Raw genomic sequence first — 14,911 nt, 5'->3', positions numbered from 1 at the left:
CTGCGGGAGTGGTCGAGAGTCCCGCCCCTCGGGCCGTCCGGCCGCCTTCCCTCGCGCGGTGGAGGGACGGGTGTCAAGGGTGGAGCGCAGCGCAATCGGCGCAGCCGACGCGACGCAGGAGCGCCCTTGACTCCCGTCCCGTAACCGCCAACCTCGGGACAACCGGGCGGCCCCGGCACCGAATAGGGCCGCCGACCCGGCGAAGCCCTACCGCTACCGAGCCCCGGTCGACCTGTCCCGTCCCCACCGGCTCAGGTCACCCCCGGCTCACCCTCCTCGAACTCCCTTATCGGCGGCCCTCACTCACGTACTCAGACTCAGCCCGACCCTCCTCAGCGCCATCAACCGGCCCGTCCGCTCCCTTGCGCGCCCCCGCCCGGACCTCAGTCCGGCGCCCCGGCAGCAACACAGCAACCACAACAGTCCCCACCCCCAGGATCACCGCACCGATCAGACTGGTGTGGGCCACCGCGCCGGAGAACGCCGAGCCCACCGCGTCCGCCATCTGGTGCGCGCCCCCGGCGAGTTCCTGCGCCTGCGCCTTGAGCTGCGCCGCCTCCTGCTGCGAGGACGCGTTCGCCGCCTTCTCGGAGAGCTCACGCGCCTGCTCGGCGATGCCCTGTGCCACGCCGTTGCCCGCGCCCACCGAGTCCTGCGCCGTGTCGAGCGCGGAGGCGGGAAGCTTGCTGCCCGCGGTCTCGTCGGCCAGCTTCGAGGAGTACGAATTCGCGAGGACCGAGCCGAGCACCGCGATGCCCAGCGAACCGCCGAGCTCCAGCGAGGTGTCGTTCACCGCGCCGCCCACGCCGAGCTCCGACTCGGGGAACGAGCCCATGATGACGTCCGTGCACGGCGAGACCGCGAAGCCGAGCGACAGGCCCAGGATGATCAGCGGTGCCACGAAGGCCCCGTACGTGGAGCCCGCCTCGATCTGCGTCAGGAGGGCGAGCGCCACCGTGCCGCCCACCATGCCCGCGACCACCATGATCTTGCCGCCGATGCGCGGCGCGAGGATGCCGGTGACCGCCGAGCCCACGAACACCGCACCGGCCAGCGGCAGCATGCGGATGCCGGTCTCCAGCGGGTCGTACGCGAGGACGAACTGGAGGTGCTGGGTCAGGTAGTAGAAGGCGCCGAACACCGCGAGGAAGAACAGCGCCACGGCGAGGTTCGAGCCCGCGAAGCCGCGCTGCGTGAACTTGCGTACGTCCAGGACCGGACGCGGGTGCTTCAGCTCCCAGATGACGAAGGCGATCAGGCCGAGCCCGGCGACGACCGCCGCGGAGATCGCCCGCACGCCCCAGCCGAAGTGCGGGCCGTCGATGATCATGAAGATCAGGGAGCCCACCCAGACCACCGAGAGCAGACCGCCCACGTAGTCGATCCGGCCGTGCTGCGCCGCCTTCGAGGGCGGTACGAGGATGAACGCGCCTATGATCGCGAGCACCGACACCGGGATGTTGATCAGGAACGTCGAGTGCCAGCCGTTGTCACGGAGCAGCGCGCCCGCGATCAGCGGGCCCGCCGCGATCGCGATGCCGGACGTGGCCGCCCAGATGGTGATCGCCTTGGCCCGCTCGGCGCGCGGGAAGGTCGCCGCCAGCAGCGAGAGCGTCGCGGGCATGATCAGCGCCGCGCCGACGCCCATCACCGCGCGGACGACGATGACCGCCGTCGAGCTGTCGACCACGGAACCGGCGGCAGCGCCGACGGACATGATGACCAGGCCGAGCACCAGGGCGCCGCGGCGGCTGTACTTGTCGCCTATCGCGCCGAGCAGCAGCATCAGCGCGGCGTACGGGACGGTGTAGGCGTCGATGACCCACTGCAGGTCCGAGCTGGACAGACCGAGGTCCATGGTCATGTCGGGCGCGGCCACCGTCAGCGCGGTGTTCGCCATCACGGCGATCAGCAGGCTCAGGCAGAGCACACCGAGGGCCCACCAGCGGCGGGCGTACGGCTGCTCCATCCGTTCGACCGGTTCCTTGATCAGCAAAGGCATCTCGATTCCACCCATCCCATCTTGCACAAGTCTGTGCAAATACACACTGCTGTGCAAGATACCCGATGTTGCACAGCGGTGTGCAAGTGGGGGGAGCGGGGGCGTCCGCGAGTGGGCAGAATGGGGGCCATGAACCCCCGTCCAGCGAGCAGCGTCCGCGCTGACGCCAACCGCCGCCGCATCCTCGACGTCGCCGTCGCCGAGCTGCTGCACGACCCCGACGCGTCCATGGACCAGATCGCGCGCGCCGCGGGCGTGGTGCGCCGGACGGTGTACGGGCACTTCCCCAGCCGCGACGCGCTGATCGAGGCGATCGTGGAGCGGGCCGTCGAGGCGGTGGAGAGCGCGCACGCCGCGGGCCGCGAGGGCATCGACGACCCCGCGGAGGCGGTGGCCGGTTCACTGCTCGCCGTCTGGGACGTCGCCGACCGCTACCGCCTGCTGCTCTCGCTCTCCCACCGGAGCGTCACGATGGGCGGCATCCGCGAACGGCTCGGCCGCGTCCACGAGTCCGGCCTGGAGACCTTCCAACGTGGCCTGGACGGCGGCACGTTCGTGTCGCCGCTGCCGACGCGGGCGCTGGGCTACGTGCTCGAAGGGATTCTGTTCGCCGTGATGGAGGCCGTCAACGACGGTGTCGTACCGGCACAGAAGGCGGGCAGGTCCACCGCGATCACGTTTCTGACCGCGGCGGGCCTGCCCGCCTCACAGGCCACCGAGCTGGTGACCAGGGTCGCCGACCGCAGGGCCGCGACCGCCGACGGCTAAGCCGTCAGGGACTTCTTCTCGACGCTGTCCGGCTGCGTCGGGACGGCGTCCACCGTCTCCGGGTCCGCCGTCCCCGGGTCGCCCTTCCCGGGCTTCTCGGGCTCGGAGCCGCCCTCGTCGAGGAGCGTCTTCTCGTCGAACGGCAGGCGTCCCGCCAGGACGTCGTCGACCCGCTGCCGGTCGACCTCCTTGGTCCACGTACCGATCAGGAGGGTCGCCACCGCGTTGCCGGCGAAGTTGGTCAGGGCGCGGGCCTCGCTCATGAAGCGGTCGACGCCGATGATCAGGCCGACGCCGTCCACCAGGCCCGGCTTGTGCGACTGAAGGCCACTGGCCAGGACCGCGATGCCGGAACCGGAGACACCCGCGGCGCCCTTGGACGCGATCATCATGAACAGGAGCAGCGAGATCTGCTCGCCGATGCCGAGCGGCTGGTCCATCGCCTCGGCGATGAAGAGCGACGACATGGTCAGGTAGATCATCGTGCCGTCGAGGTTGAACGAGTAGCCCGTGGGGACCGTGATGCCGACGACCGGACGGCTGACGCCCAGGTGCTCCATCTTCGCGATGAGCCGCGGCAGCGCGGACTCGGACGAGGAGGTGGACAGGATGAGGAGGAACTCGCGGCCCAGGTACTTCAGGAGCTTGAAGAGATTGACGCCGGTCACCAGGCGCAGCAGCGTGCCGAGCACGATCAGGATGAACAGCGCACAGGTGACGTAGAACCCGATCATGATCGTGGCCAGCGCCTTCAGGGCGTCCGTGCCGGTCTCGCCGACCACCGCCGCCATCGCGCCGAACGCGCCGACCGGGGCGGCCCACATGATCATGCCGAGTACGCGGAAGACAAGGCGCTGGATGTGCCCGATGCCGCGCAGGATCGGCTCTCCGGAGCGGCCCATGGCCTGGAGCGCGAAGCCCACCAGCAGCGCCACGAGCAGCGTCTGCAGCACCTCGCCCTCGGTGAAGGCGGAGACGAGCGTCTTCGGGATGATGCCGAGCGCGAAGTCGACGAGTCCCTTGTTCGCCTCTTCGGCCGCGGTGTGGCCCGCGCCCTTCTCGGAGTCGGAGATGTCCATGCCCGAGCCCGGGTGCAGGATGTTGCCGACGAGCAGGCCGATGGCGAGCGCGACGACCGACATGGCGACGAAGTAGGCGAGCGCGAGACCACCGACCTTGCCGACCTTGGCGGCCTTGCGGACCGAACCGACGCCGAGGACGATCGTGCAGAAGATGATCGGCGAGATCATCATCTTGATCAGGTTCACGAAGCCGGTGCCGACCGGCTTGAGCTCCTTGGCGAAGTCGGGGAAGAGCAGGCCGACCCCGACACCGAGGACGACGGCGATGATGACGGCTATGTACAGGTAGTGGGTCCGGTCCCGTTTGGCTGCGGGAGCCGGTGCCACCTGGCTGTCGGTGGTGTCGGCCACGAGGGCCCTCCTTGAACGACTACGTCGGCGTTTTCGGCCAGTGCGTGCGGCTCACGTCCTGGGCAGGCGAATCTCGGGTGACTATCTCTCGCCCTGTGAGGGCGGTCACCCTTACGTTCATTTAGTTCGCACTTATACGGCGAGGCAGACTGGCAGCATGCCCCTCGCCCGCCCGCCCCGACCACGCAGCCTCGCCGGTCAGCTCTTCGCGATGCAGATCGTCCTGGTCACCGTCGTGGTGGCCGGGTGCGCGCTCTTCACCTTCCTGAGCGACCGGCAGCAGGCCGAGGAGGGCGCCCGTCGGCAGGCCACGGCCGCGGCGCGGGCGGTCGCGGACTCCCCCTCGGTGCGCGAGGCCGCGCGTGGCCGAAATCCGACCCAGGCCCTCCAGCCGTACGCCACCGACGTCCGCCGGCACACCGGGGTCGACTTCGTCACGATCATGAACCCGGACGGCATCCGCTGGACGCACCCCGACGAGGACCAGATCGGCGAGCGCTTCCTCGGCCACCGGGCGGACGCCCTGCGGGGCGAGACCTTCACCGAGACGTACACGGGCACGCTCGGCCCCTCCGTGCGCGTGGTCACCCCGATCCTTGACGGCGACCGCATCACCGGCCTGGTCAGCGCGGGCATCACCATCGAGGAGATCAGCCAGAAGGCGCGCGGCCAGCTGCTCGCCCTGCTCGGTGTCGCCGCGGGCGCGCTCGCGCTCGGCGGACTGGGTACGTACGTCATCAACGCCCGCCTGCGCCGCCACACCCACGGCATGAACGCCGCCGAGCTGAGCCGCATGCACGACTACCACGAGGCGGCGCTGCACGCGGTGCGCGAGGGTCTGCTCATGCTGGACGGACAGCGGCGCATCGCGCTCATCAACGACGGAGGGCGCGAGCTGCTCGGCGTATCGGGCGGCCTGGTCGGCCGCAACGTCGCCGAGCTGGGCCTGCCCGCGCCGCTGACGGGCGCGCTGCTCGCGGCCGAGCCGCGGGTGGACGAGCTGCACCTGACGGCGGACCGGGTGGTCGTCGTCAACACCTCACCGGTGTCGAGCGGTGAGCGCCGAGGGACAGTGGTCACCTTGCGCGATCACACCGAACTCCAGGCGCTGACCGGCGAGTTGGACTCGGAGCGCGGCTTCACGCGGGCGCTGCGCTCGCAGGCCCACGAGGCGGCGAACCGCCTGCACACGGTGGTCTCCCTCATCGAGCTGGGCCGCGCCGACGAGGCGGTCGACTTCGCCACGGCCGAGCTGGAGCTTGCGCAGACCCTGACGGACCAGGTGGTCGCCGCGGTCAGCGAGCCGGTCCTCGCGGCCCTGCTCCTGGGCAAGGCGGCCCAGGCCAACGAGCACGGCGTGGAGCTCGTCGTCTCCCCCGACAGCAGCATCGACGACGGCATGCTCCCCGCGGACCTGCCCGCGCGGGACCTGGTGACGGTCCTGGGCAACCTGATCGACAACGCGGTGGACGCGGCCCAGGGCTCCCCCGCGGCCCGCGTGACGGTGACGGCACGGGCCGACGGGGCCGGCCTCACGCTGCGGGTGTCGGACACCGGCCCCGGCGTCGACCCGGCCCACACCGAGTCGGTCTTCGAACGCGGCTGGTCGACGAAGGCCACGGCGGGCCGCGGCCTGGGCCTGGCCCTGGTCCACCAGACGGTGACGAAGCACGAAGGGACACTGGAGGTGCGGGATTCGCCGGACGGGGGCGCGGAGTTCGAGGTCCGCTTGGCCTCGGCCGCCCCGGCCATGGACAGACGTACCGCACCGAGGACTGACGGAGGCACCAAGTGACAGAGCCGATCCGCGTCCTGGTCGTGGAGGACGACCCCGTGGCCGCCGACGCTCACGTCCTCTACGTGAACCGGGTACCGGGCTTCCAGGCCACAGGGAAGGCACACACCGCCGCCGAAGCCAAGCGCATGCTGGACCGCACGGAGGTGGACCTGCTCCTCCTGGACCTCCACCTCCCCGACGGCCACGGCCTCCAGCTGGCCCGCACCCTGCGCGCCGCGGGCCACCGCACGGACGTCATCGCCGTCACATCGGCCCGTGACCTCGCCGTCGTACGCGAGGGCGTCTCCCTCGGCGTCGTGCAGTACGTACTGAAGCCCTTCACCTTCGCCACCCTCCGCGACCGCCTCACCCGTTACGCCGAGTTCCGCACCGCCGCGGGCGAGGCCACCGGGCAGGACGAGGTGGACCGCGCCCTGGCCACCCTGCGCGCGCCGAGCCCCGCCGCCCTGCCCAAAGGGCTCAGCGGCCCCACCCTGGAGAGGGTGACCCGCACCCTGCGCGACGCACCTCCCGAGGGCGTCACCGCGGCGGCCGCCGCCGAGGCCGTGGGCATCTCCCGCATCACCGCGCGCCGCTACCTGGAGCACCTGGTCACCACGGGCCGCGCCGCCCGCACCCCGCAGTACGGCCACGTCGGCCGCCCCGAGTACGCCTACCGCTGGCTGACCTCGGCCCCGTCGACTCCCTGAAGCCCCAAGTCCCCGACCGGACAAGCCGATTAACACCCCGTGGCCACGCCGGTAACGCCCCGGTGCCGCCTCCAATAACAACGTTGTCACGTTGATGACAAGGGGCGACGCACGGGCATTGACCTTGCTCCGAGCCCACCCTTACGTTCACCGGGCAGCCCCGCGTTGCGCCCTGCGTGGTAACCCAGCCGCGTCGGCCAGTAGGAGGTCGTGCCCGTGCGTCCCACCACCCCGCTGCTCCTCGCCACCGCCCTGGTCGCCACCGCCACCCTCACCGCGTGCGGCGGGGACTCCGGCGACGATCCGGACACCGTCAAGGTCTCCTTCAAGCAGTCCACGGACAACCAGGTCAAGGTCATGGACACCTTCCTGGCGGACATCAAGAAGCAGTTCGAGAAGGAGAACCCCGGCAAGAAGGTGAAGCTGGTGCCCATCAAGGCGCCGGACTCCGAGTACTACACCAAGCTCCAGCAGATGATGCGCTCCCCCAAGACCGCGCCCGACCTGGTCTACGAGGACACCTTCCTCATCAACTCGGACATCACCAGCGGGTACTTGAAGCCGCTCGACCCGTATCTGGACAAGTGGAAGGACTGGGACCAGTTCATCGGCACGTCCAAGTCGGCGGCGAAGGCGGCGGACGGCAAGACGTACGGCGTCCCGGACGGCACCGACACCCGCGGACTCTGGTTCAGCAAGGGCATCTTCAAGAAGGCCGGGCTGCCGGCCGACTGGCAGCCCAAGTCGTGGGACGACATCCTTCAGGCGGCGCGGACCATCAAGAAGAAGGTCCCGGGCGTCACCCCCATGAACGTCTACACGGGCAAGCCCGCGGGCGAGGCGGCCACCATGCAGGGCATGGAGATGCTCCTGTACGGCACGGGCCAGGACCCGATGTACGACCCGAAGTCGAAGAAGTGGGTCACCGGCAGCCAGGGCTTCAAGGACTCCCTGAAGTTCGTCGAGACCGTCTACAAGGAGAAGCTCGGCCCCGACGTCTCCGACGCCCTCGACCCGAACTTCGCCACCCGGGTGCGCGGCGAACTCCTCCCCGAGGACAAGCTCGGCATCAACCTCGACGGCTCCTGGCTGCCGCAGGACTGGGGCAAGGGCGCGGGCCACGAGTGGCCGGAGTGGTCGAAGAAGCTGGGCCTGGCCCACATGCCGACCCAGAACGGCGAGGCCCCCGGCAAGGTGAGCATGTCCGGCGGCTGGACCTGGGCGATCCCGTCCAAGGCGTCCAACCCCGACCTGGCGTTCAAGTTCATCGAGCAGATGCAGACCAAGGCCAACGCCCAGAAGTGGTACGTGGCGAACTCCGGCATCGCGGTCCGCAAGGACGTCGCCGCCGACCCCGCGTACCTCAAGGCGCAGCCCGGCCTGAAGTTCTTCACCGACCTGGTGCCCTCGACGCACTACCGCCCGGCGTACCCGGCGTACCCGAAGGTCTCCACCGCGGTGCAGGAGGCCATGGAGAAGGTCACGACGGGCGACGCGTCGGTGGCCGACGCGGCGAGCGGGTACGACGACGAGGTGAAGGCGGCGACGGACGGCGAGGTCGTCGAGAAGTGACCGCCGGCGCACGGTAGCCGTCGTCCGTACGCAAGGGAAGTGAGTGCCCCGAGGTGACCACCGCACCCCCCGCCGGGCCCGGCGACATCGCGAAGACCGCGCCGGGCCCGGGCGCCCCGCGCCCCGCCCGGCCCCCGTCCCGCCGCAAGGCGACGGGACGGGCCCTGTCCCGCGCGCTGCCCGTGTCCCCCGCCGTCGTCCTGCTGCTTCTCTTCCTCGCGGGACCGATCGGCTACTGCGCCTACATCGCCTTCACCGACCTCCAGCTCACCGGCCAGGCGGAGTCGAGCTTCGTCGGGTTCGACAACTTCCGTAAGGCCTTCGGCGACGAGGCGTTCCTCAACGCGGTCTGGCTGACGCTGGTCTTCACGGTCGTGTCCTCGCTCATCGGGCAGAACACCATCGGCCTGGCGCTCGCGTCCCTGATGCAGCGGGCGTCCAAGCCGGTCCGCACGGTCACCGGCGCGATCGTGATCACGGCGTGGGTGCTTCCCGAGGTGGTGGCGGCCTTCCTCCTGTACGCGTTCTTCCGCCGCGAGGGCACGCTCAACGCGGTCCTGAACTTCCTCCATCTGCCGTCGCAGAACTGGATGTACACGCTGCCGATCCTGGCGGTGTCGTTCGCCAACGTATGGCGCGGCACGGCGTTCTCGATGCTGGTCTACTCGGCGGCCCTGAACGAGATCCCCAAGGAGATCACCGAGGCGGCCGAGGTGGACGGCGCGGGCGGCTGGCGCCGCATGTGGCACATCACGCTCCCGATGATCCGCCGCTCCATCGGCACGAACCTGATGCTCAACACCCTCCAGACCCTCTCCGTCTTCGGCCTGATCTGGGTGATGACGCGAGGCGGCCCGGGAAACCGCAGTCAGACCCTCCCCCTGTTCATGTACGAACAGGCCTTCCAGAAGAGCATGATCGGCTACGGCACGGCGGTGGCGCTTCTGCTCCTGGTCGTCGGCTCACTCTTCTCCCTCGTCTACATGCGCCTGCTCCGCACGGAGGTCTGAGTGTCCGCCAACACGTCCGCCAACACGTCTGCCTCCCCCGTCAACTCACCTGCCCGCACCCTGCGTTCACGCCGTACGGCGCGGCGGCTAGCGGCGGACGCGGGCCTGCTCGTGGTCGCCGCCGCGTTCGTCCTGCCGCTGGCCTGGGTGATCCTGTCCTCGCTCGACACCGAGGCCGACCTCAAGGTGAAGGTCCCCGACGGCATCACCCTGGACAACTACGACGCGGTCCTGACCCCCGAGATCACCTTCACGCCCCTGCTCAACAGCCTGCTGCTGTGCGGCGGCGGCACCCTCCTGACGGTGGTCTGCGCGGCGCTCGCCGCCTACCCGCTCTCCCGCTTCACGTCCCGCCTGAACCGCCCCTTCATGCTGACGATCCTCTTCGCGACGAGCCTGCCGATCACCGCGATCATGGTCCCGGTGTACGCGCTGTTCGTCCAGGTCGACCTGATCGACACGATGCAGGGCACGATCTTCTTCTTCGCCGCGTCCCAACTCCCTTTCGCCATCTGGCTGATGAAGAACTTCATGGACGGCGTGCCCAAGGAGCTTGAGGAGGCGGCGTGGACGGACGGCGCGTCGTCGTTCCAGTCCCTGCTGCGGATCGTGCTCCCCCTGATGGGCCCGGGGGTGTCCGTGGTGACGGTCTTCTCCTTCGTGATGATGTGGGGGAACTTCTTCGTCCCCTTCATGCTCCTGCTCACGCCGGAGCAGATGCCCGCGTCGGTGAGCATCAATGACTTCTTCGGCAACAAGGGCACGGTCGTCTACGGCCAGTTGGCGGCGTTCTCGATCATCTACTCGACGCCGGTGATCCTCCTGTACGTCCTGATCTCCCGGAAGCTGGGCGGGGGGTTCGCACTGGGGGGTGCGGTGAAGGGCTGACCCGCCCGAGGGCTGACCTGACCCGCCCCGCTCCGGCTGCCCGGCCCGCTGGCTAGGATCACCGGGTCAAAGGGAGGGCACATGCGGGGGCGTCTGCTGAACGGCCGGTACGAACTGATCGAGCGGATCGGTGCGGGCGGCATGGGCGAGGTGTGGCGTGCCCGCGACCGGAGCCTGGGCCGCGAGGTGGCGGTCAAGCTCTTCGTGCCCGCGGCATCGGCGGGCGAGGCCGAGCTGGAGCAGCTCCTGGCCCGCTTCCGGCAGGAGGCCCGCGCCGCCGCCTCGCTGGACAGCCCGTACATCGTCGCCGTCCACGACCACGGCTCGGACGACGGCACCCCGTACCTGGTGATGGCCCTGGTGCAGGGGCGCTCGCTGGACCAGGTGCTGCGCGAGAGCGTCCGGGTGCCGGTGGCGGACGCGCTGCGCTGGGCGGCGGACGTCTGCCGCGCCCTGGACACGGCGCACTCGGCGGGCGTCGTGCACCGCGACATCAAGCCCGGCAACGTGATGATCGCGCAGGACGGCTCCGCCAAGGTCGTCGACTTCGGCATCGCGACGTTCATGGAGCGCGCCGCGGGCGACGCCCGGCTCACGCAGACCGGGCAGCTGCCATTCGGCAGCGTGCCATATCTGGCGCCGGAACGGTTCCGCCAGGAGGCGGGCGACGGACGCACCGACCTGTACGCGCTGGGCTGCGTGCTCTACGAACTCCTCGTCGGCAGGCCACCGTTCACCGGCACGGCGGTCGGCGTCATGTACAACCACGTCAACGACGCACCGCTGCGGCCCTCGCGGGCGCGGGCCGAGGTGACGGCCCCGGTGGAGCGCCTCGTGCTCGCCCTCCTGGCCAAGGAACCCGCCGACCGTCCCGCGGACGCCGCGACGGCGCTCGAACGGATTCTGGCGGCGGCGCGGTCGCTGCCGCCGGCCGGGGAGGAGCCGGCCCCCACCTCGTCCCCGTACGACACCACTGCACCGGCACCGACCCCGGCCCCGGCCCCGGACGTGCACGACTCCATCCCCTCCGGAGCCGCCCAGTCCTCCCCGGCCTCCCCGGCCTCCCCGGCCTCCCCGGCCTCCCCCGTCGAGGACGCCCGCCCCCGCCCGCCTGCCGTCCGCAAGGAACCCACAGCTCCGGACGCACCGGGTCCCCGTGGCCGCCGCTCGCGGGGGCGCCTGCTGATCCCCGCCGCCCTCGTCCTGGCGGTCGGCATCCCGACCGGACTGGGCATACGTTCGCTGGCCGCGCCCGACACCACGTCCACGTCCGCGTCCGGCGCCGACGGAGCGTCGGCGGTCCACACGATCGGTGTCGCCCACAGCTACACCCACGTCGGTGCCGATCGCTCGGACGGCGCCGCGGACACGTACGAGAAGTCGGAGTACCGGCAGTTCACCATCCAGCAGAAGCGCACCGTCGAGTCCGCCTTCGCCGAGACGCTCGGCGCCAAGAGCGGCAGCCGCTTCCGCGTGGTCCCCGTCTCCGCCGACCCGGACACGACCTCCCGCAAGCTCCTTGCCGAGCACCCGGACATGCTCGCCGTCATCGGCGACACGAACGACTTCTCCTGGGTGCACGACACCGACGAGGCGTTCCTGCCGGAGATCAGCACGTGTTCCGAAGTCGCCCACGCCGAGGGGGCGTTCGCGATCCCGGCCGACGAGGCGCGGCAGGGCGAGGCGATGGCCGACTACCTCCTGACCCGGACGAAGGCCCGCCGGGTCCTGGTGGCCGACGACAAGATCTGGACGGACCGCGAGGACGGCATCGGCACCGCGCTGCGCCGGGCGGGCGTGCAGGCCGAGGCGCTGGACACCGGGCCGGACGAGGTGAAGGCCTCGCAGATCCCGGCGCTGGTCGACAAGGCGCGGGCGGACGCGGTCGTCGTGCCCTCCGGGTCGTACGTCGGCGTATGGGCCAAGAAGCTCAGGGCGAACGGATTCACCGGCCCCGTCCTGACGCAGAGCGCCCCCGAGGGCCCCTGCGAGGACTCGGCGGAACGGGCGGCAACCGAGAAGGCGGACAAAACCATCCCCGACGGCGTCCTGCGCACCCGCAACTACTCCGGTGAACCCGACGAGAACCTCGCCGCGCGCGGCAACCAGGAGCTGTACGACGGCGCCCTGGCCCTGGCCACCGCACTCAAGAAGCTCCCGGCCGAGGGCTCGGCGACATCACTACGACACACCCTGGACCGCGAGATCCAGGGCGTCTCCGTGAACGGCGTCCTGGACGAGGTCTCCTTCGAGAAACGCCGCTCGGCACGCCAGCGCCCGGTGTGGTTCGACCGCCGACAGGACAACACCTGGACCGAAATCGGCAAGGTGGACAAGAAATTCGCCCCCACCCGGCAGTAGCGGCGCCGAGCGCTACGCCGACGCGATGGCGTCCCGGAGCCGCGCGGCCATCCCTGCCATGGCGTCGGGCGCCACGTCCAGCACGCCGTTCTCGGACATCAGGACGTGGAACTGCTGCTCCTCGTACGGCACCCCGGGCGGCAGGGCGGCGACGTGCCAATGGAGATGACTGTTCCCGTCCTGGCTCCCCAGGGAGTAGAGATAGGTCCGCTCGGCACCGAGCACGTCCTCGACGGCGCGGGCGACGGTCCGCACGAAGAGCATGAGCCGCGTGTAGTCGGCCGCGTCCAACTCACGGACGACGTGCTCGACGTGCGCCTTGGGCGCGACGAGGACCTTCCCGGGCAGGGTGGGCCACCGGTCGAGAAAGGCGATGTGGTGTTCGTCCTCGTGGACGACGTGATGCGCGTAGCCGGGGTCCCCGGCGAGGAACGCGCAGACGAAACAGGGCCCGTTCCGCGCCCGCTCCATGTATGCCTCAAGATCCATGGCGTGCCGCCTCGTCCCCATGCGAACTCCTCGTCTTTGATCTCACCGAACGCAAAGCGGTGCGGGGGCGCTGTGAGGGAAAGCATCGCCCGGATTCACCGGGATAGGCCCCTACCGCCCCATTACTGATCACATATCTCTCTGGTGCCACCGATCGGTGCCCACTAGCGTGCTTAGCTCGCGCTAACTCTCACCCTCACCAGGAGCCGTCAGTGAACCGCCCTCTCCGTCTAGCGACGTCCGCACTGGCCGTATCCGCGGCTCTGCTGCTCTCTTCCTGCGGAAGCAGCGACGACGGGTCGAAGGACAGCGACAAGATCGCTGGAGCGGAGAACGGAGGCGAGGAGAAGTCGCCGTCGCCCAGCGCACCGGACTCGGAGGCCGTCGAGCGCCCGAAGGTCGACCTGCCCGCAGACCTGACGTACACCTTCGACTGGCCGAAGACGGGCAAGAAGGCCGACGACGCGATCCTGGCCGACAGCGAGCAGTCCATCAAGGCAGTCGACATGGCCATCGCCGAGCAGGACCCGGCCAACAAGGCATACCGCTTCTACTACGAAGGGGAAGCCGCCGCTCAGACGCAGAAGTTCATCCAGGCCTACGTCGACGCGAAGGCGCGCACCACCGGCGCCTACCGCTACTACAACCCGGAAGTGAGCGGCGACGGCGGCTCCGCCTCCCTCGTCTACTGCGAGGACCAGAGCAAGGCTTACGACAAGTACCTCAAGAAGGACAAGGTCAAGAAGACCCCCGCAACGAAGAACAGCTACGTTCTCTACGCCGCCAAGCTGCAAAAGAACGACGCGGGCGTCTGGGTGACCACGCAGATCAATTCGACTCGGGGGAGCGCCAAGTGCCAGCCGTAAGTATCCGTTTGAGAACAGCGACTCTCGCCGCCTTCGGCTGCGTACTCCTTTCCACCGTCCCGGCAGCGGCTGACAACGAGATCGGAGGCGGAGCCCAGAACCCTCAGGCCTCCGGCAATGCCGAGGACGACGGAACGGTGTCCGCCACCGCGTCCGGCGGCATCGTCTACGACCGCTCCAAGAACGGCACCGGTGCCAAGACCGGTGCCGTGACCCCGCCCGCCGACTGGACCCCGCCCGCCTGCTGGTACTCCCCCACGTACTCCCCCGCGGAGTTCAAGAAGTACGTCGAGCCGATCTGGCAGGCCGAGTCGACCGGCCCTCAGTGGGACTTGGAGCAGAGGAAGCGGTACGTGGACGGCGAGCCCTACAAGAACTTCAACCTGGACAAGGCCGGCAAGGGCTACTGGTGGACGTCCTTCCCCAACAAGAGCTATCCGCCCGGCTGGGACGGCTGCGACGAGCCCACCTTCTGGGTCGACGAGGGCGACCCGCCCCCGGCCGACATCCCCGAAGCGATCACTCCGGAGATGCTCTCCAAACTCGCGTACGCAGAGATCCGCGTACCCGGCACCGAGGTGACCCTCGCCCCGGAAGGTGAGACGAAGGTCAATCTGCCCACCTGGGCCTGGCTGGACGAGACGGAGTTCAAGCCGGTGTCGGTGACGGCCTCCGTCCCGATGCTCGACATCGAGGCGACGACCACCGCCGAGCCGGTCTCCCTGAAGATCGACCCGGGTACGAAGGACGCCGAGACCTACCCCGCCTCCGGCGCCTGCCCCATCAGGAACGGCAAGATCGGCGAACCGTACGCCAAGGGCAAGTCCAAGCAGGACCCGTCCTGTGGGGTGAAGTACCTCCGCTCATCGGGAGACGGCTCGTATCCGCTCAAGGCGACCGTCACCTGGAAGATCAGTTGGACCGGCACCGGTGTGAACGAACCGAAGGGCCTGCCTGACGGCGAGTTCGGTGCGGAGCAAGAGGTCGTCGTCGGGGAGATCCAGGCCATCAACCGGTAGTCGACGGCACACGTAA

12 protein-coding genes are annotated in these 14,911 nt (G+C 69.7%); 9 read left to right on the top strand and 3 right to left on the bottom strand.

Annotated features, from left to right (window positions below; genetic code table 11):
* Positions 1-286: 286 nt before the first annotated feature.
* The gene (locus ACZ6ZP_RS28645; RefSeq protein WP_469408876.1) at positions 287-2,002 is read right to left on the bottom strand and encodes an MFS transporter; all 1,716 of its coding nucleotides are present in this window, start codon (positions 2,000-2,002) and stop codon (positions 287-289) included.
* Between the two features lie 129 nt (positions 2,003-2,131).
* Here ACZ6ZP_RS28645 and ACZ6ZP_RS28640 point away from each other — a divergent pair, with 129 nt between their 5' ends.
* A complete protein-coding gene (locus ACZ6ZP_RS28640; protein WP_351163992.1) occupies positions 2,132-2,770 on the top strand; it encodes a TetR/AcrR family transcriptional regulator in 639 nt (212 codons plus the stop codon).
* Here the strand turns inward: ACZ6ZP_RS28640 and ACZ6ZP_RS28635 are convergent.
* A complete protein-coding gene (locus tag ACZ6ZP_RS28635) occupies positions 2,767-4,179 on the bottom strand; it encodes a cation:dicarboxylate symporter family transporter (RefSeq protein ID WP_351164045.1) in 1,413 nt (470 codons plus the stop codon). The genes ACZ6ZP_RS28640 and ACZ6ZP_RS28635 overlap by 4 nt on opposite strands.
* Before the next feature lie 181 nt (positions 4,180-4,360).
* On the opposite strand from ACZ6ZP_RS28635, the gene ACZ6ZP_RS28630 reads away from it, so the two are divergent.
* The 6 genes from ACZ6ZP_RS28630 (at position 4,361) to ACZ6ZP_RS28605 (ending at position 12,521) form a co-directional block, all read left to right on the top strand.
* Complete coding sequence (locus ACZ6ZP_RS28630; RefSeq protein WP_351163991.1) at positions 4,361-5,998, top strand: sensor histidine kinase; 1,638 nt, start codon at positions 4,361-4,363, stop codon at positions 5,996-5,998.
* Entirely contained in the window at positions 5,995-6,690 is a 696-nt protein-coding gene (locus ACZ6ZP_RS28625; protein ID WP_351163990.1) for a response regulator, read from the top strand. Before ACZ6ZP_RS28630 ends, ACZ6ZP_RS28625 begins: the two co-directional genes overlap by 4 nt.
* A gap of 210 nt (positions 6,691-6,900) precedes the next feature.
* Positions 6,901-8,262 (top strand): extracellular solute-binding protein, encoded by a 1,362-nt coding sequence (locus ACZ6ZP_RS28620; RefSeq protein ID WP_351163988.1) that lies wholly within the window; start codon positions 6,901-6,903, stop codon positions 8,260-8,262.
* A gap of 53 nt (positions 8,263-8,315) precedes the next feature.
* Positions 8,316-9,272: a carbohydrate ABC transporter permease gene (locus ACZ6ZP_RS28615; protein WP_469408875.1), complete on the top strand. Its 957-nt coding sequence runs from the start codon at positions 8,316-8,318 to the stop codon at positions 9,270-9,272.
* A gap of 60 nt (positions 9,273-9,332) precedes the next feature.
* Positions 9,333-10,160, top strand: coding sequence for a carbohydrate ABC transporter permease (locus tag ACZ6ZP_RS28610; RefSeq protein WP_351164044.1), 828 nt, complete (start codon positions 9,333-9,335; stop codon positions 10,158-10,160).
* Between the two features lie 81 nt (positions 10,161-10,241).
* Positions 10,242-12,521: a protein kinase domain-containing protein gene (locus ACZ6ZP_RS28605; protein WP_469408874.1), complete on the top strand. Its 2,280-nt coding sequence runs from the start codon at positions 10,242-10,244 to the stop codon at positions 12,519-12,521.
* A 12-nt stretch (positions 12,522-12,533) separates the two neighbouring features.
* Here ACZ6ZP_RS28605 and ACZ6ZP_RS28600 read toward each other — a convergent pair whose 3' ends face one another.
* Positions 12,534-13,010 carry an HIT family protein gene (locus ACZ6ZP_RS28600; RefSeq protein ID WP_351163985.1) on the bottom strand — a complete coding sequence of 159 codons (477 nt, stop codon included), beginning with the start codon at positions 13,008-13,010 and terminating at the stop codon, positions 12,534-12,536.
* 212 nt (positions 13,011-13,222) lie between these two features.
* On the opposite strand from ACZ6ZP_RS28600, the gene ACZ6ZP_RS28595 reads away from it, so the two are divergent.
* Together ACZ6ZP_RS28595 and ACZ6ZP_RS28590 are read left to right on the top strand one after the other, a co-directional pair.
* Entirely contained in the window at positions 13,223-13,876 is a 654-nt protein-coding gene (locus ACZ6ZP_RS28595) for a hypothetical protein (RefSeq protein WP_351163984.1), read from the top strand.
* Positions 13,864-14,895 (top strand): hypothetical protein, encoded by a 1,032-nt coding sequence (locus tag ACZ6ZP_RS28590; RefSeq protein ID WP_469408871.1) that lies wholly within the window; start codon positions 13,864-13,866, stop codon positions 14,893-14,895. The genes ACZ6ZP_RS28595 and ACZ6ZP_RS28590 overlap by 13 nt, the downstream gene beginning before the upstream one ends.
* The last annotated feature ends 16 nt before the right edge of the window (positions 14,896-14,911 follow it).

It is taken from the genome of Streptomyces sp. NPDC054047, assembly GCF_055585065.1.
The sequence above is the reverse complement of the archived record's forward strand: the minus strand, read 5'-3'. Positions and strand labels throughout refer to the sequence as shown.

Excerpts from the sequence above, each read along its gene's own strand:
- ACZ6ZP_RS28645 (WP_469408876.1), bottom strand. The coding sequence starts at position 2,002 with ATGCCTTTGCTGATCAAGGAACCGGTCGAACGGATGGAGCAGCCGTAC.
- ACZ6ZP_RS28640 (WP_351163992.1), top strand. The coding sequence starts at position 2,132 with ATGAACCCCCGTCCAGCGAGCAGCGTCCGCGCTGACGCCAACCGCCGC.
- ACZ6ZP_RS28630 (WP_351163991.1), top strand. The coding sequence starts at position 4,361 with ATGCCCCTCGCCCGCCCGCCCCGACCACGCAGCCTCGCCGGTCAGCTC.
- ACZ6ZP_RS28605 (WP_469408874.1), top strand. The coding sequence starts at position 10,242 with ATGCGGGGGCGTCTGCTGAACGGCCGGTACGAACTGATCGAGCGGATC.
- ACZ6ZP_RS28600 (WP_351163985.1), bottom strand. The coding sequence starts at position 13,010 with ATGGATCTTGAGGCATACATGGAGCGGGCGCGGAACGGGCCCTGTTTC.